Source organism: Nonomuraea sp. IBHARD001 (assembly GCF_056106265.1).
In genome coordinates this window covers 3,752,081-3,771,989 of the sequence record NZ_JBWBBW010000002.1, presented here as the reverse complement: position 1 = coordinate 3,771,989, position 19,909 = coordinate 3,752,081, and the positions used below count along the sequence as shown (strand labels likewise).

The window sequence follows — 19,909 nt, the reverse complement described above, 5'->3', positions numbered from 1 at the left end:
CGATGCCCGAGTTGTTCGACGTCCCGCTGGAGGACCGCGTGATCACGCGTGAGGCCGCACGGCAGGTCGACTACACGATGAAGGTGGTACCGGCGCTGCGCAGGGTCAGGGCGTACTACAGCGGTGTGGCCGTGGCCGACTCCGCGTGCGCCTCGCTGGTGCTGCAGGCCAGGGCGATGCCGGTGTACTACTTCCCGCTGGCCGACGTGCGCGGCGACCTGCTGAGCGAGTCGGGCCGGGTCAAGGACGGCCGCGCCTTCCTCGACCTGAGCGCCGGAGGGCGGCACGCCAAGGGCGCGGCGTGGACGCACGAGGACCATCCGGGGCTCGTCGCCTTCTACTGGAAGGTGATGGACTCCTGGTTCGAGGAGGACGAGGAGGTCTACGCCCATCCGAAGGACCCCTTCCACCGGGTGGACGTGCTGCGCGCCTCCCGGCACGTGCGGGTGGAGATGATGGGCGAGGTTGTGGGCGAGAGCAGCAGGCCCTGCCTCCTGCTGGAGACGAACCTGCCGCCGCGCTGGTACCTGCCCAAGCAGGACGTGCGCCTCGACCTGCTCGTCGCCTCGACGACGACCTCGCAGTGCCCCTACAAGGGCAAGGCGTCGTACTGGTCGTTGCGGGTGGGCGATCGGCTCATGCACGACTGCGCGTGGACCTACCGGTTCCCGGTGCCGGAGTGCCCGAAGATCGAGAACATGGTGTGCTTCTTCGACGAGCAGGCCGACGTGGTGCTGGTCGACGGCGAGCGGTTGCAACGGCCCGAGACCGCGTGGAGCAGGCCACCGAAGATCACCAACCTGTGAATATGGGGGCCGCTCCCCCATGTCCGCACGCGGGCCGCTCGCCATACTGGCCCACGTGAACGATGTGGATCTGGGTGTGGACCTCGACATGGCCACAGGCGCGGCCCCGGGTGCGGACCTCGGTCCCGCCTGGTGGGCGCGCGGCCTGACGGCGGCCGAGCCCGTGACCGCACGGCCGCCGTGGGCCGCGACCCTGCACGACGTGCTGGACCTGGCGCACCGCACGCCCCGCCAGGACGACGCCCCGGCCGGGCTGTCGGCCGCCGTAGAGCCGTTCGCCGTGCACGCGGCCGACCGGCTGGCCGCGGGGGCCGCGCATCTGGCGGCCGGGCTCGACCTGGACTCGGTGAAGGCGGGCTTCGCCAAGGGGCTGACCGCAGCTCTGGCCAGGATCGCCGCCCGCGTTCTCGTCCTCGAACTGAACCGGCGCCGCGACGACGGCAGGCTGCGCGGCGCCACCCCGGCCGAGCGATTCGCCGACTTCGTCCGCCAGGTCGGCGGCGGCGAGGGGCTGGCCCGGCTGCTCGCCTCCTACCCGGTGCTCGGCAGGCTGCTGGCCCAGGAGTGCGACGGCGCCGTCGCGGCCGGGCTCGAACTGCTCGGCCGCCTGCACGACGACCGCCCCGCCCTGCTCGGCCTGCTCGGGGCCGCGCCGGGACGCCTGGCCGGCTACACCGCGACCGGCGACGCGCACCTGGGCGGGCGTGCCGTCGCCGTGCTCACCTTCTCCTCCGGCGCGCGGGTGGTCTACCGGCCGCGTCCGATCGAGGCGCATCTGCACTTCAACGAGGTCGTGGCCTGGCTCAACGACCGGGTGCCCGGCCTCGCGCTCGGCACGCTGGAGGTGCTCGCCCGCCCCGGCTACGGCTGGGCCGAGTACGTTCCGGCGAGCGAGTGCGCCGACGTGGCCCAGGTCGAACGCTTCTACCGGCGCATGGGCGCCCTGCTGGCCCTGCTGTATGCGCTCAACGCCGTCGACGTGCACTACGAGAACCTCGTCGCCTGCGCCGGTCAGCCGATCCTGGTGGACGTCGAAACGCTGTTCCATCCCGTGCTTCCGGCCCCCGTGCCCGCCGACCCCGCGCTCGACGCCCTCCAGGACTCGGTGCACCGTACGGCGCTGCTGCCCCGCCTCGTGGTGGGCGACCAGGGCGCGCTCGACTACTCGGGGCTCGGCGGCGACAAGGACGCCGTGCACCCCTTCTCCGCCGCCGGATGGCAGGAGGAGGGCACCGACACCATGCGCCTGGTACGGCGGGCGGCCAGGTTCGCCGGGGCGGCCAACCGGCCACGGCTGAACGGCGTCGACGCCGATCCCGGGCACTTCGCCCACGACCTGGTCGGCGGCTTCCGCGAGGCCTACGACGCGCTCACCACCGGCCGCGGCGACCTGCTCGCGGGCCCGCTGGCGCGATTCGGGACCGACCGGGTACGGCTGCTGCTGCGGCCCACCCGCATCTACGGCGACCTGCTGCTGGAGTCGACCCATCCGGACGTGGCCTCGGCCGCCGCCGACCGCGACGAGGTGTTCGACCTGCTGACGCTGATGTCGGAGGGCGACGCCCTGCGCACGTGCGCGGTGGCACGGGAGCGCGCCGACCTGTGGGCCGGTGACATCCCCTACTTCGGCACCACGCCCGGCTCCCTGACGATCGAGGCGGGCGACGGCACACCGCTCGCGGTCGGCCTGCCCCGCACCGGGCTCGACGCGGTCGCCGCCAAGCTCGCCCGCATGGGCCGGGCCGACCGCGACGACCAGGAATGGGTGATCCAGGCGTCGCTCGCCGTACGGGCGGGTGGCGCGCGGCACGATCCCGGCAGGCCGCCCGCCGCCGCGCTGCAGGCCGTGGTGCCGCATCCCGAGGCGCTGCTGGCCGCCGCCCGGGGCATCGCCGACCGGCTGTGCGCGACCGCGCACCACGACGAGAGGGCGGCCAACTGGCTCGGCCTCGAACCCGACGAGGGCGGGCACTGGTCGATCATGCCGCTGGGCGGGGGGCTGGCGAGCGGGTATCCGGGCGTGGCGCTGTTCCTGGCCCAGGCCGGGGTCGTCACCGGGATCCCCCGGTACCTGGAGACCGCGCGCAAGGCGCTGACGCCTGTTCCCCGGCTGCTCGGGACGCTGGCCGGGCACGAGGCGCTGGCGCGTGCCGTCGGGTGCGGCGGGTTCGGCGGGCTGGGCGGGATCGCCTATGCGCTGGCGCGGCTCGGCGCCCTGCTGGGCGACTCAGAGGTGAGCGCGTGGGCCGGGCAGGCCGTCGAGCTGGCCGGGGCGGTCGTCTCCGGTGAGGGCGAGGTCACGCTGGACGTGTACGACGGGCTCGCCGGGTGCCTGGCCGCGATGCTCGCCGTACGGGAGGACACCGGGTCGGCGGCTGCCGGGCGGGTGGCGGCGCTCTGCGCCGAGCGGCTCGGGGCGGCGCTGGAAGGGGCAGAGCACGCTCGGACGGCTCAGGGGTTCGCCTACGGGATCGCCGGGATGGGGTGGGCGCTGGCCAAGGGCACGGCCGGAGGAGTCGCCGCCGGGGGCGCGGACGCGCTGGCGTCCTCGCTGCTGGGCAGGGCCGTGCGCGAGGCGGAGGGGCGTACCTGGTGTGAAGGGGCCGCCGGGGTCTCGCTGGCCGTCGCCGACGCGCTGCCCGGCAATCCCGTGCTCGCGCCGCCCTCCGGTGGGCCGCTGGGCGGGCACGGGCTGTGTCATGGCGAGCTCGGCAGGCTGGAGGCGCTGAGCGCGCTGGCCCGGCGCGGCGATCCCCTGGCCGTGCGGTCGCTGCGCAGTCATACGGGCAAGCTGCTGGCCTCGCTCGACCGTTTCGGGGCCCGGTGTGGCACGCCACGCCATCTTTCGACTCCCGGCCTGCTCGACGGCCTGGCCGGCATCGGTCACGGGCTGCTCAGGCTGGCCGTACCGGAGACAACGACGTCGGTGCTGCTGCTGCAGGCCGCCGGACAGAACAAGGAGAACGCACACCGATGAACACCGAAGACACCACCAAGGCGGGCCAGGACCATCCGGCAGGGGCGATCCTGGTACGCCTCGGCGGCCTGGGCCCGCTGACCAGGGCCGCCGTCCTGGCCGGGCTGACCACGGGAGCGAGCCTGGCCCTCGGCTCCCCCGACACCGCCCTGGGCGCGGCCATCGCCCTCGGCGGCCCCGACACCACCTGGCCGGTCAGCATCTCGGGTCCGGCGTAGGAGCGTCGCGGGGGGCTGGGCGCTGGGGTTGTGGCCTGGGCGCTCGGGAGCCGGAAGTCCTGGGCGCTCGGGAGCCGGAGACCCTGGGCTGAGCGCTCGGGAGCCAGGAGCCCTGGGCCTGGGGTTTCGGGTCGGGGTTCCTGGGGCCTCGGAGGGTGGCCCCGGGGCTTCGCTCGGGGCGGGGTTGGCTGTGGCATTCGGTCATAACAAATCCTGAAATAACGTCATATTCGTGCGCCTGCCGCCCGATACTCTGGCGCCATGCAGTTCACCGCCCCCTTTCTCATCGGACGCGACCGCGAGATCGAACTGCTGGACCGGCGCCTCGCCGAAGCCGTGCGAGGCCGGGGCGGGGCCGTGTTCGTCACGGGTGACGCGGGGATCGGCAAGTCCAGGCTGACCGCGGAATGCGCCTACCACGCCTACGCGGCCGGCATGACGACCCTGCGCGGGCGTGGCAGCACGGTCAGTGCCGACATCCCGTTCAAGCCGCTCAGCGAGGCCCTGTTCTCGCTGGCCAGGACGCAGGGCCCGCCGGACGACCCGGCGCTCGCGCCGTACCTTCCGGCGTTGACGAAGCTGATCCCGGAGTGGCGGCGCGACGGCGTCGAGGGGCACATCGAGTCGGTCGTGGTGCTGGCCGAGGCCGTGCTGCGGCTGCTGGGCGCGGTCGGCGCGAAGGGCGGGTGCCTGCTGATCCTGGAGGACCTGCACGAGGCGGACGCCGACGCGCTGGCCGTGGTCGAGTACCTGGCCGACAACCTGGCGGACGTGCCCGCCGTCCTGCTGGTCAATCTGCGCGGGCACGCGGGACAGGCCCGCACGCTGGCCGACTCCTGCGCGCGGCGGCGCATCGCCACCGTGCTCGACCTGCCCGCGCTGGCGCCGCCGCAACTGCGGATGCTCGCCGCCGCCTGCCTCGACACCTCCCCCGACGACCTGCCAGAACCGCTGCTCGCCAGGCTGGAACGTGACAGCGACGGCGTGCCGTTCGTGGTCGAGGAGCTGCTCGGCGCGATGGCCGACGTCGGCGCCCTGCGCCACGACGGCGAGCGCTGGCAGCTGAGCGGCGACCCGGCCATCGAGGTGCCGACCACCCTGGTACGCACCGTCGCCCTGCGCGCCGCCCAGCTCGGCCCCGAGGCGCAGGACCTGCTGCACACCGCCGCCGTCTTCGGCTCGCGCTTCCCCATCGGCGTGCTCAAGGAGGCGACGGGACTCGGCGACCGCGAGGTCGTGACGTTCCTGCGCTCGGGGATGACCGCCCAGCTCATCACGCCGGACGAGTCCTCGGGCGCCTCCAGCGACTGGTACGCCTTCCGGCACGCGCTCACCGCCGAAGCCCTGCTCGCCTCGCTGATCCCGGCCGAACGCGTCCTGTACGCGGGGCGCGCCGCCGACGCGCTCGAACGCCTGCATCCCGGCCTGCCGGGCGAATGGTGCCAGATCGCCGCCACCCTGCGCCTGACCGCGGGAGACGGCACGGCGGCGGCCAGGCTGCTCACCGAGGCCGGATGCCGCCTGCTCGACGAGGGGGCGGCCGACGTCGCCGCGACCGTGCTCGAACGCGGTTACGCCCTGCTCGGCGACGCACCGGCCGACCTGCGCGCCCGCAGTACCCAGCTGCTGCTGCACGCGCTGACCGAGGGCGGGCGGGCCGATCGCGCGCTGGAGCTGGCCAAGGAGCTCGCACTCGCCGGAGACCTGGCGATGACGATCGGCAACGAGGCCGACCTGCGTACCAAACTGGCCTGGGTGGCGGCCGAGACCGGCGGCACGAGCGACGGCCTGGCGCACGTGGCCGCCGTCAGACGCCTGCTGGAGGCCGACCCCGACCAGGCCCGCACGGCCGCGATCGACGTCATCGAGGCCCAGCTCATCGTGCCCGACCACGGCGTGCTGCAGCACAGCGCCCAGGACATGAGCGCGGCCGAGGCGCTGGCCAGGAGGGCGGCCGAGGTCGCCGAGCGCCTCCCGCTGCCCGAGGTGGCCTGCCAGGCGTGGGAGCGGCTGGCGATGCTCTCGCGCGTGCGCGGGTTCGACGAGCCCGAACGCTGCCTGACCCGGGTGCTGGCCATCGCCGACGCGCACGGCCTGAGGCTGTGGAAGCTGCGCGCGACCCTGCGCCTGGCCGCCAACCACACGCTGCGCACCGGCGAACGCGCCCTGCTGGACGAGGTGAACGAGCAGGCGACCCGCGCCGGAGCCATCAGCCTGGTGCACGCCGCCCAGGGCTCGCTGGTGATGACGATGGCGCTGCGCGGCGAGTACGACCAGGCCGAGGCCATCGCGGCGAGCTGTGTCGAGACCACGATCCGCCTGGGCCACACCGCCTACACCCAGTACGCCCTGCTGGCCAGGGCCACACTCGCCGCACACCAGGCCAGAAGGGCCGAGATGGACGCGGCGCTGGCCGAGTTCCGCAGGTGGGGCGGCGAGGCCAGCCTGCACATGGCGGTCGTCTACGGCCTGTGCACGGCGATGTGCGCCCTGCTCGAAGAGGACAGGGACCGCGCGGCCGACCTGCTGGCCCAGGCCAGGCGCTGGGAGGAGGAGCATCCCACGATCTACTACCTGACCGGCAGGTACGGCATGGGCGTGCTGCTCGACGTGCTCGCCGGGCGGGCCGGGACGGCCGAGTGGGAGGCGGCCGACAAGGGCCCGGCTGCCGAGCTGACCTGGAACCGCCACTTCCTGCTGCTGGCCAGGGCCGTGCTGCACGGCAGGTCGGGCGAGCCGCTCGCCGCGGCGGAGGCGTTCGGCCAGGCGCTCGCCGCCGCTTCGCCGTACCCGATGGCCAGGCATCTCGGGCTGCGCCTGGTGGCGGAGGCGGCGCTGGCCGACGGGTGGGGGGAGCCGCTGGTGTGGTTGCGTACGGCCGAGCGGTACTTCCACGACGCGCGGGTGCCCGCCGTGACGGGCGCGTGCCGTGCGCTGCTGCGCCAGGCGGGCGCCGCGGTCGCCCAGCGGCGTGACGGGCACGACCAGGTGCCGGACGCGTTGCGGGGCCTGGGGGTGACGGTGCGGGAGTACCAGGTGTTCGTGCTGCTGGCCGGGCGACGGGGCAATGTGGAGATCGGCAGACGGCTGTTCATCTCGCCGAGGACGGTGGAGAAGCATGTGGCGAGCCTGCTGCTGAAGACGGGACTGGCCGACAGGGCGGCGCTGTGCGGGCGGGCGGAGGAGATGGAGGAGTAGGCCCCTCACGGAATATGGGGGCGCCGAATATGGGGGCGCTGAATATGGGGGCTCGGCCCGCATGCGCGGGTGCGGACCTGGTCGGCACAGTGATCCCATGAGCGACACGGGGAAGATGCCCGCAAGGGGCGCGGGCCGGATGCTGGCGACCGTCGCGGCGCAGGCGCCGGGCCGGGGGGCGCTGGTCGCGCTGGTCCTGGCGGGCGGCGTGGTGTGCCTGCTGCTGCTGCCCGGCGCGCTCGGCGGTGCGATGGACGCGCTCGCGGCCGGGACCGGGACCGGTGTGGGATGGCCGGTCGTGCTGCTGGGGCTCAGTGTGGTGTTCGGGGCGGGCCCGGCGCTGGCCGCCGGTGCGTTCGAGGCGGCGGCCGTCGCCTGGCTGCGGGTACGCCTCCTGGAGCAGGTGCTGCGGCTCGGGCCCTGGCGCAGTGCCAGGTTCGCGCCCGGCGACCTGACCGGCAGGCTGGGCGCCGACGCCGCCCTGGCCGTGCGCGGGGTGGTCGCGACGGCCAGGCTCGGCGCGCGTGCCGTGCTCGTCGCGGGGTCGCTGGCCGCGCTCGCGCACACCGTCTGGGGGTGGGGCGTGGGCGGGCCTTCGGTGGGCGCGGTCGTGGCCTCGGCCGGGTACGCGGTGCTGCTGCTCGTGGCGGCGGCCGGGCGCGCTCCCGCGGCGGCGGGTGTGCGCGCCGGGTGGGCGGCGGCCGACCGCATCGCCGAGGTGCTGGCCTGTGAGGCGCCCTCCGACGGCGGCTGGGAGTTGCCGCCTGGCCCGCTGAACGTGACGTTCGAGGACGTCACCGCGATGGCCGGCGAGCGGATGGTGCTGCGCGGGGTGAGCGCCCGCATCCCGGCCGGGCGCACGTGTGCCGTGGTCGGCCGTTGCGAGGAGGCCAAGAGCCTGCTGACCGCGCTGGTCGGCGGGCTGGCCGACGCGAGCGGCGGGCGGGTGATGCTGGACGTGCTGGCCGTACGTGACGTCGACAGGCGGGTGCTGCCGCGTCACGTGTCCTATGCCTTCGCCGGGCGCGGCGAGGAGGGCTGCCCTGCGGTGACGCCTGTCATGGTGCTCGACGACGAGGCGGCCAAGGCCGGATCGGCGCCGGACGGCGGCACGCGTCTCGTCGTGGCGCGCGAGGTCTCGACCGCGGCCTGCGCCGACCTGGTCCTGTGGCTGGAGGACGGCCGTACCAAGGCGCTCGCCCCGCACGCCGACCTGGTCACCGACCCGCTGTACCGGGCGTTGTTCGAGGTGGCGTCGTGAGCGGCGGCGGCGGGGGGTTCGTGCGGGCCGGGCTGCTGGAGTGCCTGCCCGCCGTGCTGGTGGGGCCGCTGGCGGCGCTCGCCGTCGACGGGGGCGACCGGCCGACCACCGTGGCGTGCGCGGCCCTGCTGGCCGCCTGCCTGCTCATCCAGAGCCCGTTGGTGGTCGCGGGCCGGGTGCGCCGGACGCAGGCGCTGGTGCTGCGGCTGGTCGCGGGGGTGGCGGGGATGTGCGCGGTGGACGCCAGGGTCGCCGCGCTGGTCGTGGTCCCGGTCGGTGTGGCCGTCCTGCTGCTCGTGCGGCTGGCGCCGGTGGCCGGGCGCAGTCGCAGGCAGGCGCTGGCCGCCGACGCGAGGGTGGCCGAGGCTGCGGGCGCGGTGTTCGGCACGCTGGGCGACGTCGTGGTCAGCGGCGGCCAGGGCCTGGCCCGCGAGCAGGTGTCGGCCCCCGTCGCCCTGCAGTCGGCGGCCGCGCTCGCCCTGGCCCGGGCGAAGGCCGTCAAGGCCCTGGTCATCGCCCTGGGCTGCCAGGCGCCCCTCGCCCTGGTGCTGTGGGCCGCCCGCCACGGCGACCTCACCCCGGGTACGGCGGTCGCCGCCCTGACCTGCCTGCTGGCCGTCCTGGCCCCCGCCCTGTGCACGGCCTGGGACACCGGCGTGACCGCCGGGCACGACCGCAGCCCGGAATGTGCGCCGACCGGCGGAAACGGGGAATGAACCCCCTACATGTCTTATCGGGGGATGGGATGTCAATGCCAACCAGAATTCCGCGCGCCACCGCGCTGGAGAATATGCGCTTCACCCTGACCTACACCCTCCCGGGCCTGCTCAGGGGCGCCTTCACCACCAACCAGAAGATGCTCGACCTCGTCGCACGCCTCGACACCAACAAGAAGGCCGGCAGGGTCGTGGCCCGGCTCAGACGCAAGTACGGCGGGCGCTCGCTGTGGGTGCTGGGGCCGAGCGGGCCGGTGCTGCTGCTGGTGAACCAGGGGGACATCGCCAGGGTGCTGTCCGCCTCCGACCACGAGTACTCGCTGGCCAGCCCGGAGAAGGTCAAGGGGCTCGGCATCTTCCAGCCCGACTCGCTCGTCCTGACGCCGAGCGGGCCGCTGCTCGACGACAGGCACGCCTTCAACAACGCCGTCCTGCAGGCGGGACAGCCCCTGCACGTGCTGGGCGAGCGGTTCGGGCAGGTGGTCGAGGAGGAGGTCGCCCTCCTGCTGTCGGACGTAGGGCTCGGCGTGCTGAGCAGGCAGGACTTCGACGAGGCGTTCGCCAGGGCGGCCAGGCGCATCCTGTTCGGCGATTCGGCCAGGGACGACAGGCAGGTCAGCGAGCTGCTGCGGGCGCTTCGCCGCGAGGCCAACTGGATGGGCCTGCGCTTCTGGCGAGCCGGGCGCGCCGAGACCATGCTGCGCAGGCTGAACGCCAAGATCCAGGGCTATGTCGAGCGGGCCGAGCCGGGCAGCCTGATGAGCATGTTCGCCGACGCGCCCAAGAGCGAGCGCACCGACCCGGCGGGCCAGGTCTCGCACTGGCTGATGGCCTTCGACGTGCTCGGCATGGGCGTCATGCAGACGCTGGCCCTGCTGGCCTGCCACCCGAAGGAGTACGCGACGGCCGAGTCGGAGGTCGGGCGCGGCGGCGACACGCCGTACCTGCGGGCCTGTCTGATGGAGGGGCTGCGGCTGTGGGCGCCGGTGCCGAACCTCATGCGGATCACCACCGTGCCCGTCGACTGGCACGGCGTCAGCCTTCCGGCGCGTTCGTCGATCATGATCCCGGCGGCCGTGCTGCACCGCAATCCACAGCTGCCGCACCCGGACGCGTTCGCGCCCGCCGACTGGATCGACGGCGGCGAGGCGGGCGACTGGTGGGTCAATCCGTTCAGCAAGGGGCCGGGGCAGTGTCCGGGCAGCGACCTGGCGATGTTCCTCGGTCCGGTGGCCCTGGCCGCCCTGCTGCGCGGCCGGGGCTATGAGCTGCTGGACCTGGATCTGGGGGCGCGGGCGCCGTTGCCGCAGACCGTCAACGCCGCCCGCTTCCGCTTCGCCGTACGGCTGGCGGGGCCGGTCGTGCCCGAGCAGACCGGCCCCGCGCGGGTCAGAGTCGCAGCACCTTCCCTGGATTGAGGATGTTGCCCGGGTCCAGAGCGCGCTTGATGTCGCTCTGGACCCGCAGGTTGCGCTCGCCGAGCTCCCGGCGCAGCCAGTCGCGCTTGAGCAGGCCGACGCCGTGTTCGCCGGTGATGGTGCCGCCCAGTTCGAGGCCCGCCGCCATGATCGCGTCGTAGGCCTGTTCGGCCCTGCGCAGGGCTCCGGGGTCGGAGCGGTCGAAGACGACGGCCGGGTGCAGGTTGCCGTCGCCCGCGTGGCCGATGGTGGAGATGTAGAGGTCGTACCTGGCGGAGATGGCGTCGATCTGGTCGATCAGCTCGGCCAGCCTGGTCCTGGGCACCGCGACGTCCTCGATGAACGCCGTGGGGTCGCCGCCGAGCTTGGCCGCCTCGGCCTGCAGGGCGGGCAGGACCATACGGCGGGCGTCCAGCACCTGGGTGCTCTGCTCCTGGTCGGCGGCCGTGCTCACGCTGATCGCGCCCGCCTGTTCGCACAGCAGCGCCATGGCCTTGATCTCGGTCAGCGGCTCGCGGTCGTCGGACTCGATGATCAGGGTGGCCGCCGCCTCGGGACTGAGCAGCGGATGTCCCAGCGCGGCCACCGCACGGGTGGTGCGCTGGTCCATGAGCTCCAGCGCGGACGGCACGTGCCCGCCCTTGATGACGGCCGCCACCGCCTTGCCCGCGTCGGTGGCCGAGGCGAACGTCGCCAGCGCCGCGAGCGAGGGCCCACGCCTGGGCCGCAGGCCGAGCGTCGCCTCGACGATCACGCCGAGCGTGCCTTCGGAGCCGACGAACAGGCTGGTGAGGTCGTAGCCCGCGACGCCCTTGACCGTGCGCCTGCCGGTGGTGAGCAGCTCGCCGTCGGCCATGACGATCTTCAGGCCGAGCACGTAGTCGGACGTCACGCCGTACTTCACGCAGCACAGGCCGCCCGCGCCGACGGCTATGTTGCCGCCGATCGTGCAGGAGTCCCACGAGGCCGGGTCCGGCGGGTAGAACAGGCCGTGTTCGGCCACCGCCTCGGACAGCGCCCGGTTGGTGATGCCGGGCTCGCACACCACCAGCCGGTTGCCCGGGTCGATCTCGATGACGCGGTTCATCCTGAGCGTCGACAGCACGATGCAGCCGTCCTCGGCGTTGGCCGCGCCCGCCAGGCCCGTCCTCGCGCCCTGCGGCACGACCGGCACCTGGTAGGCGTGCGCGACCCGCATGACGTGCTGGACCTGCTCGACGGTCTCGGGTGTGACGACGACGGCGGGAGTGCCCGCCTCGCTGAAGGGCGCCGCGTCCCTGGCGTGCGCCTGTCTGGTCCCGGCGTCGGTGTGCAGGGTGTCGGAGGCGAGACCGGCCCGCAGTGCGGCGGTCCAGGCGAGGTCGAGCGAGGTGCTCATATCCTGACCTCCACGAGAAGCGGCCCTGTGCCCGAGAGCGCCGAGGCGAGTTCGTCCGGCGTCCGGGCGAGCTCCGTGGCGAAGCCGTAGCCCTGGGCGATGGAGCGGATGTCGATGCCCGGGATGTCCAGGCCGGGAATGCCGGAGACCTTCTCCAGCTCGCCGAACCACTTGAGGATGGCGTACTCCTGGTTGGTCTGGACGAGCACGGTGAGCGGCACGCCGTAACGCGCCGCCGTCCACAACGCCGGGAGCGCGTACTGCATGGACCCGTCGCCCATGACGGCCACGACCCGGCGCGAGGGCTCGGCGAGCTGCACGCCGACGGCCGCCGACAGGCCGAAGCCGAGCCCGCCGCCCGCGGTGAAGAAGTACGAGCCCGGGCGTGAGATGCGGACCTGGTCCTGGAAGTCCAGCGTGTTGGACGGCGACTCGTTGACCCAGATCGTGTCGTCGGGCAGGGTCCTGGCCAGGGTGGCGAAGACGGCGGCGGGCCCGAACCCGGTGACGTCGGCGGCGGGCGCGCGGGCGGCCACCTTGCGGCCGGAGCGCTCGACGTGGGCGGCGAGCCCGGCCAGCGCCAGCCGTACGTCGCCGACGATCGCGTCGCCGACCGGGGCCTTGGCCGCCTCGCCCGGGTCACCGGTGATGTGCGCGAGCGCGGCCCCTTCGGGCAGGTAGGCGCCGGGCAGGTAGGGGTAGTAGCGGAAGACCGGCGCCCCCGCCACCACGATCAGGTCGTGCCCGGCCAGCTGCGCCGAGATCAGCGAGATGCCGGGCGCGAGGAAGCCCTGGAAGTTCGGATGGTCCTGCGGGAAGCACATCTGCCCTTCGAGCGGCGCCGCCCACACCGGCAGCGCGGCCTTCTCCGCGAGGGCGACGGCGGCATCGAACCCCTCCTGGCTGTCGGCCTCTCCGCCGACGACCAGCACGGGATTGCGGGCCGCGTTGATCCGCCCGGCCAGCGCCTGCACCGCCTCCGGCAGCGGCGCCGTGCGAGAGACGACCTTGCGCCTGGCGACGGCGGTGCTCTCCCCCTCGTCGACCTCGGCCTCGAAGTCGTCCATCGGCAGCGAGAGGAAGACCGGGCCGGCCGGTGGCGTGGCGGCCAGATGCAGCGCTCTGGCCAGGGCGTGCGGCACGTCCTGGGCGCGTGGCGGCTCGAACGACCACTTCACCGCCGGTCTGGGCAGCGTGGTGGCGTCGACGTTGGTGAGCAGCGCCTCCAGCGTCATCATCGCCCGGACCTGCTGGCCCGCGGTGATGACGAGCGGTGTCTTGTTGGCCGCCGCGTTGACGATGGCGCCCATGGCGTTGCCGAGCCCTGCTGAGGTGTGCACGTTCACCAGGGCGGTGCGTCCTGTGGCCTGGGCGTAGCCGTCGGCCATGCCGACGACCACCGCCTCCTGCAGCCCCAGGACGTATCTGAAGTCGGACGGGAACTCGTTCAGCATCGGCAGCTCGGTCGAGCCGGGATTGCCGAAGATCGTGGTCACGCCGTGTTCGCGGAGCAAATCGAAGACGGCGGCGCGTACGGTGGTCACTTCGTGAGGATATAACTATGAGTATCCAATTGATTGCAGCGAGTGAGGTATGTCGATGGTTCTGGAGAAGCCGAAGACGAACGAACGGCCATGGCACGAGCTGCCGACGCCGCTCGCGATCGCCGCGCTGGCCAAGATGCGCGACGACCTGCGACGGCACAACCTGCACGACACCTACGGCGCCGGAGGCGAACGCGCGCGCACCCCCTCACCGGAGCGGCCGTGCCACCGCAGCTACGACGGCTCGGGATACGACCCCGATGACGTCGACATGGGCAGGGCGGGCACCAGGTTCGACCGCAACGCCCCGCTGGAGCTCACCTTCCCGCACGACCTCATGTCGCCCAGCCCGCGCGAGGTCGCAGACCGGCTGCTGACCCGGACCGAGTTCATCCCGGCGCCCAGTCTGAACATGCTGGCCGCCGCCTGGATCCAGTTCCAGAACCACGACTGGTTCAGCCACGGCGACAACCACCAGGCCGACCCGCTGCAGGTGCCGCTCGACCCGGCCGACCCGTGGCACGAGCACCCCATGCGCGTCAGCCGCAGCAGGCCCGACCCGGTCGCCCACGTGGGCGCCGATCGGCCGCCCACCTACGAGAACACCGTCACGCACTGGTGGGACGGCTCGCAGATCTACGGCAGCTCGGAGGAGGCCTGCCGCCGCGTCCGCAGCGGCGAGGACGGCAAACTGCGTCTCACGCCCGACGGCAGGCTGCCCGAGTGCGACCTGCCCGGCATCGACCTGTGCGGGTTCAACGACAACTACTGGGTCGGCCTGGCGCTGATGCACACGCTCTTCGCCAAGGAGCACAACGCCATCTGCGACATGCTGCGCGAGGCCTATCCCTCCTGGGACGACGAGAAGCTGTTCCACGTCGCGCGCCTGGTCAACGTGGCGGTCATGGCCAAGATCCACACCGTGGAGTGGACGCCCGGCATCCTCGACCACCCGGCGCTGCGCATCGGGATGAACGTCAACTGGTCCGGCCTGGTCGGGCCGCGCTTCCTGGCCGGGCACGGCCGGATGGGCAAGGGCGAGGTGATCTCCGGCATCCTCGGCTCGCAGCAGGACCACCACGGCGCGCCGTACTCCACCACCGAGGAGTTCGTCACCTGCTACCGCCTGCACCCGCTGATCCGCGACGACTACCCGATCCGCTCGCACCGCAACGGCACGCTGATCACCGTCGAGGACCTGACCCCGTTGCAGGGCAGGGGCACCAGGCAGGCCGTCGACACCTACGGCATGTCCGACCTGCTCTACTCCTTCGGCGTCATGAACCCCGGCGCGATCACCCTGCACAACCATCCCAACGGCCTGCGCGACCTGGAGCGGCTGTCCGGCGAGCGGCTCGACATCGCCACCGTCGACGTGCTGCGCGACCGGGAGCGCGGCATCCCGCGCTACAACGCCTTCCGTACGATGATGCGCAAGCCGCCCGTGCTCGACTTCGCCGAACTGAACAGCGGGGAGGCGCTGCGCGAAGTGTACGAAGGCGACGTCGACCGCATCGACACCATGATCGGCATGTATGCCGAGCAGCCGCCCAAGGGGTTCGGCTTCTCCGACACCGCCTTCCGCATCTTCGTGCTGATGGCCTCGCGGCGGCTCAAGAGCGACCCGTTCTTCACCGACCTCTACACCCCCGAGGTCTACACACCCGAGGGCATGGCCTGGATCGACGCCACCGGCATGCTCGACGTCCTGCACCGTCACCATCCCGAACTCGCGCCCGCGCTCGGCGGCGTCAAGAACGCGTTCGCACCATGGAGGAGGCTGTCATGAAGGAACCCACCCGTGTGGCCATGCTGGCCGACGGCACCCGGGCCGACGCCCGCACGATGGTCAACCAGGCGTTGCGGCTGCGCGACGCCGCCGAGAGCCTGCGCGGCCTCGACCTGGTGCCCCCGTGGTTCGCCGAGGAGATCCGCGTGCTCATCGAGCGCTGCATGGTCGCATCGGGCGATCTGGAGAGCTCGGCCGACCGGCTGGACGAGCATGCCAAGGCGATGCTGGGAGGCATCTCGTGAAGATCGAGTCCGACGCCTCACGCTCGGGCGTCTACGAGAGCGAACTGGAGACGGTCAGGGCCGCCGCGGTCGAGCTGGCCAGAGCCGCCGAGGAGATCAAGGGCGTGTCGGCCAGACTGTCGGCGACGCTGACCCAGAGCAGGGTCGTCGCCTCCGCCCTGCGCCAGCCGGGCACGGGTGTGCCCGCCGAGCGCGCGCTGCTGCGGGCCGCCGTGCACCGCGACGGCCTCGGCTACGCGCTCAGCGGCTCTCTGGCCTCCAAGATCGGCGGGTTCACCGGCAGGGAGAGCCTGGCCGTCCTGGTGGCGGTGCTGTCGTTGCGGCTGCGCATCGCCGCCGTCACCACCTCGCATCCCGAACTCGCCGAGGACCCGGCCGTACGCCGCCTGATCGACGCCATCTCGGCCGACAGCTCGATCGCCGCCGCCCGCGCCCTGCGCCGCCTGGTCAAGGACAAGGGGCTGGGCAAGGCGCTGGACGGCATCGCGCCGGTGTTCACCGAACTGCTCGCGCTCAACGCGCTGCTGGACGAGCTGCCCGGCAACGACAGCTCGGGCTGGTCGATCGCCACCGGCAAGCCGGTCGAGCACGAGCCGCTGCTGGGCGTCACCGTCCAGGCCGTGTGCCGCTGGGACGTCGGCGAGGGCTCGGCCGAACCGGTGGAGCTGACCCGCGAGGAGCAGGAGCAGATCGACACCAGCGCCACCGTCACCGGCTTCATGCGCAACATCGCCACGATCAAGAACACCGGCCGGGTCTTCCTCCAGGAGGTGGGCGGCGAGCGATACATCCTGTACGTGCCTGGCATGCAGTGCGGCATGCCGCGCAACGACTCGCCGCAGGACCTGGTCGGCGCCTGGCGCAACACGCTCATGGACGAGTCGCCGTACACCAGGGCGCTGATGCGGGCGGTGAAGGCCTTCCAGGTGCCCGACGGGGCCAAGCTGGCGCTGATGGGGCACAGCGAGGGCGGCGCCGCGGTGATGAACCTGGCGCAGGACCCGGAGTTCTCCAGCCGCTACGAGGTCACGCACGTCATCGCCGTCGGTGCGCCCGTCGACTTCAAGAAGCCGCCCGAGCAGGCGTTCGTCGCCACCATCACCAACCAGCACGACCTCATCCCGAGCCTGGACGGCCAGGGGCCCGGCTCGCCGTTCCATCTGCATCCCGGCTGGTACGTCGTCGACTACAACGACGACACCCACGAGTTCCCCGCCTGCCATCACGCGCTGAAGTACCTGCACAACCTGGAGTACGACCTGCACGAGGCGCGTGCGCACATCAACACCGCACTGCGGCCCTACCAGGGCGAGGTGACCAGGTCGCAGGCCTACCGGGTGCTGGACGAGGTGCGCTCGCCCGACGGCTTCCCGTTCCTGACGGTGGCCACGGCTCCGGTGCAGACGTCGGTGGGGCCGGTCGAGCTGCCGGTGCGCTGCTCCGACAGCATGGCGATGACGCTGCTGTTCACCGCCGACCTGGGGGCCGCGACCGCCCTGCTGAAGGGCACCGGCCTGCGGCCCGCGACGCTGCGCGGCAAGGCCGTGCTGATGATGCTGGCCAGGCGTTTCCGCACCACGACCGTCGGCGCCTACGACGAGGTGGCCACCGCGCTCGTCGTGCACGACCCGTGGCGGCCACAGCCGGTCATGGTCTGGGGCGACCTGCTGCGCAGGGCCGACAGGCGGCGCTCGGGCGTGCACATCCTGGACCTGGCGATGAGCGACCGCACGGCGTGCACGCTGGCCGAGGAGATCTGGGGCTTCCCGTCCTTCTTCGCCGAGGTCGAGGTCGAGACCGAGAGCAGTTCGGCGTTCGTGCCCGGCGTGCTCAACCTGCGCGGACGGCTCGGCCCGTGGCTGCCGGGCCCCGAGGTCGACCTGGTGACCTACTCGCACCGGGAGGGCCGCACGCTGCGCTCGCTCGTCGACACCAAGGGCCGCCAGCACACCCACCCCTCACCGCGCGTGCGCCTGTCGCTGACCGGCGAGCACCGGATGGCCGTACGGCTGCGCGAGCTCGGACTCGACGACGCCAGGCCGTTCCTCGCCCTGTCGACCGACAGCTACCAGGCGAGGCTGGCGGCCGGAGCGGTGGTGTCGATCCCCGAGGCGTGAGCCGGAGCGGCGGCCGGATGGTGACACCAGATGCGTGAAACGGTGTGACAGCTCCTTCCGGCCGCCGTGCCGGGTCTTGGATGTGGGGCCTTTCCCGGCCGTCTTCCCGCTACGTCTTCCCAGGTACGTGCGGGTATCCGGGCGGCGGGGAAATACCTGCCGTCGAGCAGGTGACTCCAGAGGAAAGTCCTATTGAAGATTCAATATTATTGGCGCTGACCACTTGATATCCCAAATCGTGCAACACATCTCACATTACGCAACAGCGACACGCCTGTCAGATCCCCTGAGCGAGCGCATCGTCACCAACAGCCAAGATGAGCCGCCCATGTTTGGACTGTATGCCGTCCTATCGGGCATTGACCGAAGCGTGACCAAAGTGAGAGCCTGACCTACATACGGGGGCATTTACCTATTCTGACGTTCTGATGTTTGTTCGTATGCGATATCGCGATCCGTCGCGATTCGCTGACTGTACGGAGGAGGTGAGGGCGCACCTCCTGGTATTGAGGTTGGCACTTCCTGTTGTACGCGAAGCCGTTCTCCTGGCAGTATCTTGTCTCTTGCGGAAGCTGACGATGGCCGTTCGACTGCTCATAGACCACCGACAACCCGCCAGTCTCCAACTGAAGATCTCCCCCATCGCCGCGGCGCTGGCCGGACTGCACTTCGTCGGCGACTCCCGGCGCTCACACCGGGGAAAGGCGGACGCACCGAAGCAGCGTAGATCCCAGTTGGTGCACATGACGCCGCACCACCATGCGGACGGCGGGGCCGTCGAGTGCCCAGGCCGGGTCAAACCCTGGCGTCAGCCCAGGCCGGAGAATCGTTTCGCCCCATCCTGTCCTACCTTGCGGCCCCCCAGGCGGCATCCTGGCGCGCCTCCCGTGACGACACTCGGCTGGCTCAGCGATCTGCTCGAAGCCGACCTGCGGCACCGGATGCGACGGCTCGCGGAGGGCGGACTGGTCGGCTTCTTCGCCGACCTGCACCCGTGGGTGCACTTCGACGGCGAGATCCTCCAGGTGGACACGCTCTGCGACGCCGAGCTCAGCGCCTGCTCCGGCGGGCTCATGCTGATGCCCACGACCCTGCACGACCGGGTCGTCCTGCTCGCGGCCGAGCTGCCCAAGCCCACCGTCATGTTGTATCCGGCTCTCGGCGTGCGAGAAAGGAACGATCGAATCTCGGGTGGGACCCCTCCCACACCCGATCTGCACCGCCTGGTCGGCAGCTGCCGGCTGGCCCTGCTGGCCGACCTGAACCAGCCTCGCACCGTCGACGAGCTGGCCCGTCGTCACCAGCTCGACACGCAGAGCGCACGCAAACACATCGCCACGCTCACCGGCGCCGGGCTGCTGGCCCAGCACCGCTCGGGCGCGGACAGATACCAGCGCACCAATGTCGCATCCGCCCTCGTCGGGCCGCGATGCGATACGTGTTCCTGAACGGGTGGTGTCCTGATAGGGTCGCGACTCTTGCAACGCCTATGTTGACATTGCAATGCCGATCCGTATCATACGGATTAGTATTCATGTAGCGTCTACCGATAGAGTAGAGATCACGCTCCCTCCCCTCGCTGCTCCGCTCACGTGGGCTCGCATAGGTGCATGGTCTGCTGCCCAGGTGGAAGAGGTCGTGGTGAAGCAATACACAGTGACAATCGCCCAGGCTTCGGATGAGGGGTCTGAGCCCGACGCGAGGCCGCAGATGAGTGTGCTCATCGAGGTCACCGACGGGCAGGCGCACGTGGTCGAGCTCACCATGCGCGCGCTGCACGGCTCCGACCTGAGCAACAGCCCGCTGCCCTCGGTCGATCTGGAGCACCTGGCCAAGGCGTTCTCGGCCAAGCCGACTGCCACCGCCGCCGCAGTGGGACCGCTCCCACCCGTGCCGCCCGCCGCCCAGACGCCGCCCGTCCCCGTGCCCCAGGCGCCCGTGCCCCAGGAGGCCAAGCGCCCCCGCCGGGCCGCACGCGCCGGAGCCAGGTCCGCCGGCGACCGCGACCGCACGGCGTCCGAGGCGTCCGGCCCGGTCCCCGGCGCGCGCGTCTACCGCAAGATGCCCGCCGCCGAGGAGCTGCAGCAGGTCTACAACGAGGTCGGCAGCATCGCGGGCGTCGCCAAGCACTACGACGTGCCCGCCCACACGGCCCAGGGCTGGATCAGCCGCCTACGCCGCAAGAGCGTCGTCACCAAATAGCCGCCACAGGCACACCTCGGGCGCGCCGGGCATGCAGGGC

General features: G+C 72.2%; 14 protein-coding genes. 12 read left to right on the top strand and 2 right to left on the bottom strand.

Annotated features, from left to right (window positions below; all coding sequences use genetic code 11):
• Nucleotides 1–2: 2 nt before the first annotated feature.
• From ACTWNK_RS19250 to ACTWNK_RS19220, 7 genes are all read left to right on the top strand, one after another.
• A complete protein-coding gene (locus ACTWNK_RS19250; RefSeq protein WP_474305629.1) occupies nucleotides 3–806 on the top strand; it encodes a DUF427 domain-containing protein in 804 nt (267 codons plus the stop codon).
• A 55-nt stretch (nucleotides 807–861) separates the two neighbouring features.
• Nucleotides 862–3,783, top strand: a complete 2,922-nt coding sequence (locus tag ACTWNK_RS19245; protein WP_474305627.1) for a type 2 lanthipeptide synthetase LanM family protein — start codon at nucleotides 862–864, stop codon at nucleotides 3,781–3,783.
• The gene (locus tag ACTWNK_RS19240) at nucleotides 3,780–4,001 is read left to right on the top strand and encodes a hypothetical protein (protein WP_474305625.1); all 222 of its coding nucleotides are present in this window, start codon (nucleotides 3,780–3,782) and stop codon (nucleotides 3,999–4,001) included. Before ACTWNK_RS19245 ends, ACTWNK_RS19240 begins: the two co-directional genes overlap by 4 nt.
• A gap of 261 nt (nucleotides 4,002–4,262) precedes the next feature.
• The gene (locus ACTWNK_RS19235) at nucleotides 4,263–7,199 is read left to right on the top strand and encodes a helix-turn-helix transcriptional regulator (protein ID WP_474305623.1); all 2,937 of its coding nucleotides are present in this window, start codon (nucleotides 4,263–4,265) and stop codon (nucleotides 7,197–7,199) included.
• Nucleotides 7,200–7,296: 97 nt separating this feature from the next.
• A complete protein-coding gene (locus ACTWNK_RS19230; protein ID WP_474305621.1) occupies nucleotides 7,297–8,460 on the top strand; it encodes an ABC transporter ATP-binding protein in 1,164 nt (387 codons plus the stop codon).
• Entirely contained in the window at nucleotides 8,457–9,176 is a 720-nt protein-coding gene (locus ACTWNK_RS19225; protein WP_474305619.1) for a hypothetical protein, read from the top strand. The genes ACTWNK_RS19230 and ACTWNK_RS19225 overlap by 4 nt, the downstream gene beginning before the upstream one ends.
• 35 nt (nucleotides 9,177–9,211) lie before the next feature.
• The gene (locus ACTWNK_RS19220; RefSeq protein ID WP_474305617.1) at nucleotides 9,212–10,594 is read left to right on the top strand and encodes a cytochrome P450; all 1,383 of its coding nucleotides are present in this window, start codon (nucleotides 9,212–9,214) and stop codon (nucleotides 10,592–10,594) included.
• Here ACTWNK_RS19220 and ACTWNK_RS19215 read toward each other — a convergent pair.
• Together ACTWNK_RS19215 and mdlC are read right to left on the bottom strand one after the other, a co-directional pair.
• Complete coding sequence (locus tag ACTWNK_RS19215; RefSeq protein ID WP_474305616.1) at nucleotides 10,566–11,972, bottom strand: FAD-binding oxidoreductase; 1,407 nt, start codon at nucleotides 11,970–11,972, stop codon at nucleotides 10,566–10,568. The two genes, ACTWNK_RS19220 and ACTWNK_RS19215, sit on opposite strands and share 29 nt — an antisense overlap.
• Nucleotides 11,969–13,516 carry a benzoylformate decarboxylase gene (gene mdlC, locus ACTWNK_RS19210; RefSeq protein ID WP_474305614.1) on the bottom strand — a complete coding sequence of 516 codons (1,548 nt, stop codon included), beginning with the start codon at nucleotides 13,514–13,516 and terminating at the stop codon, nucleotides 11,969–11,971. Before mdlC ends, ACTWNK_RS19215 begins: the two co-directional genes overlap by 4 nt.
• 49 nt (nucleotides 13,517–13,565) lie before the next feature.
• On the opposite strand from mdlC, the gene ACTWNK_RS19205 reads away from it, so the two are divergent.
• From ACTWNK_RS19205 to ACTWNK_RS19185, 5 genes are all read left to right on the top strand, one after another.
• On the top strand, nucleotides 13,566–15,305 hold the full coding sequence (locus ACTWNK_RS19205) for a peroxidase family protein (protein WP_474305612.1): 1,740 nt from the start codon (nucleotides 13,566–13,568) through the stop codon (nucleotides 15,303–15,305).
• The gene (locus ACTWNK_RS19200) at nucleotides 15,302–15,550 is read left to right on the top strand and encodes a hypothetical protein (protein ID WP_474305610.1); all 249 of its coding nucleotides are present in this window, start codon (nucleotides 15,302–15,304) and stop codon (nucleotides 15,548–15,550) included. Before ACTWNK_RS19205 ends, ACTWNK_RS19200 begins: the two co-directional genes overlap by 4 nt.
• Nucleotides 15,547–17,667: a hypothetical protein gene (locus ACTWNK_RS19195; RefSeq protein ID WP_474305608.1), complete on the top strand. Its 2,121-nt coding sequence runs from the start codon at nucleotides 15,547–15,549 to the stop codon at nucleotides 17,665–17,667. The genes ACTWNK_RS19200 and ACTWNK_RS19195 overlap by 4 nt, the downstream gene beginning before the upstream one ends.
• An 887-nt stretch (nucleotides 17,668–18,554) precedes the next feature.
• The gene (locus tag ACTWNK_RS19190; RefSeq protein WP_474305606.1) at nucleotides 18,555–19,115 is read left to right on the top strand and encodes a winged helix-turn-helix domain-containing protein; all 561 of its coding nucleotides are present in this window, start codon (nucleotides 18,555–18,557) and stop codon (nucleotides 19,113–19,115) included.
• Nucleotides 19,116–19,377: 262 nt separating this feature from the next.
• Nucleotides 19,378–19,869 (top strand): hypothetical protein, encoded by a 492-nt coding sequence (locus ACTWNK_RS19185; protein WP_474305604.1) that lies wholly within the window; start codon nucleotides 19,378–19,380, stop codon nucleotides 19,867–19,869.
• Nucleotides 19,870–19,909: the final 40 nt, after the last annotated feature.

Excerpts from the sequence above, each read along its gene's own strand:
- ACTWNK_RS19215 (WP_474305616.1), bottom strand. The coding sequence starts at position 11,972 with ATGAGCACCTCGCTCGACCTCGCCTGGACCGCCGCACTGCGGGCCGGT.
- ACTWNK_RS19205 (WP_474305612.1), top strand. The coding sequence starts at position 13,566 with ATGTCGATGGTTCTGGAGAAGCCGAAGACGAACGAACGGCCATGGCAC.
- ACTWNK_RS19235 (WP_474305623.1), top strand. The coding sequence starts at position 4,263 with ATGCAGTTCACCGCCCCCTTTCTCATCGGACGCGACCGCGAGATCGAA.
- ACTWNK_RS19185 (WP_474305604.1), top strand. The coding sequence starts at position 19,378 with ATGAGTGTGCTCATCGAGGTCACCGACGGGCAGGCGCACGTGGTCGAG.
- ACTWNK_RS19230 (WP_474305621.1), top strand. The coding sequence starts at position 7,297 with ATGAGCGACACGGGGAAGATGCCCGCAAGGGGCGCGGGCCGGATGCTG.
- ACTWNK_RS19220 (WP_474305617.1), top strand. The coding sequence starts at position 9,212 with ATGCCAACCAGAATTCCGCGCGCCACCGCGCTGGAGAATATGCGCTTC.
- ACTWNK_RS19240 (WP_474305625.1), top strand. The coding sequence starts at position 3,780 with ATGAACACCGAAGACACCACCAAGGCGGGCCAGGACCATCCGGCAGGG.
- ACTWNK_RS19200 (WP_474305610.1), top strand. The coding sequence starts at position 15,302 with ATGAAGGAACCCACCCGTGTGGCCATGCTGGCCGACGGCACCCGGGCC.
- ACTWNK_RS19250 (WP_474305629.1), top strand. The coding sequence starts at position 3 with ATGCCCGAGTTGTTCGACGTCCCGCTGGAGGACCGCGTGATCACGCGT.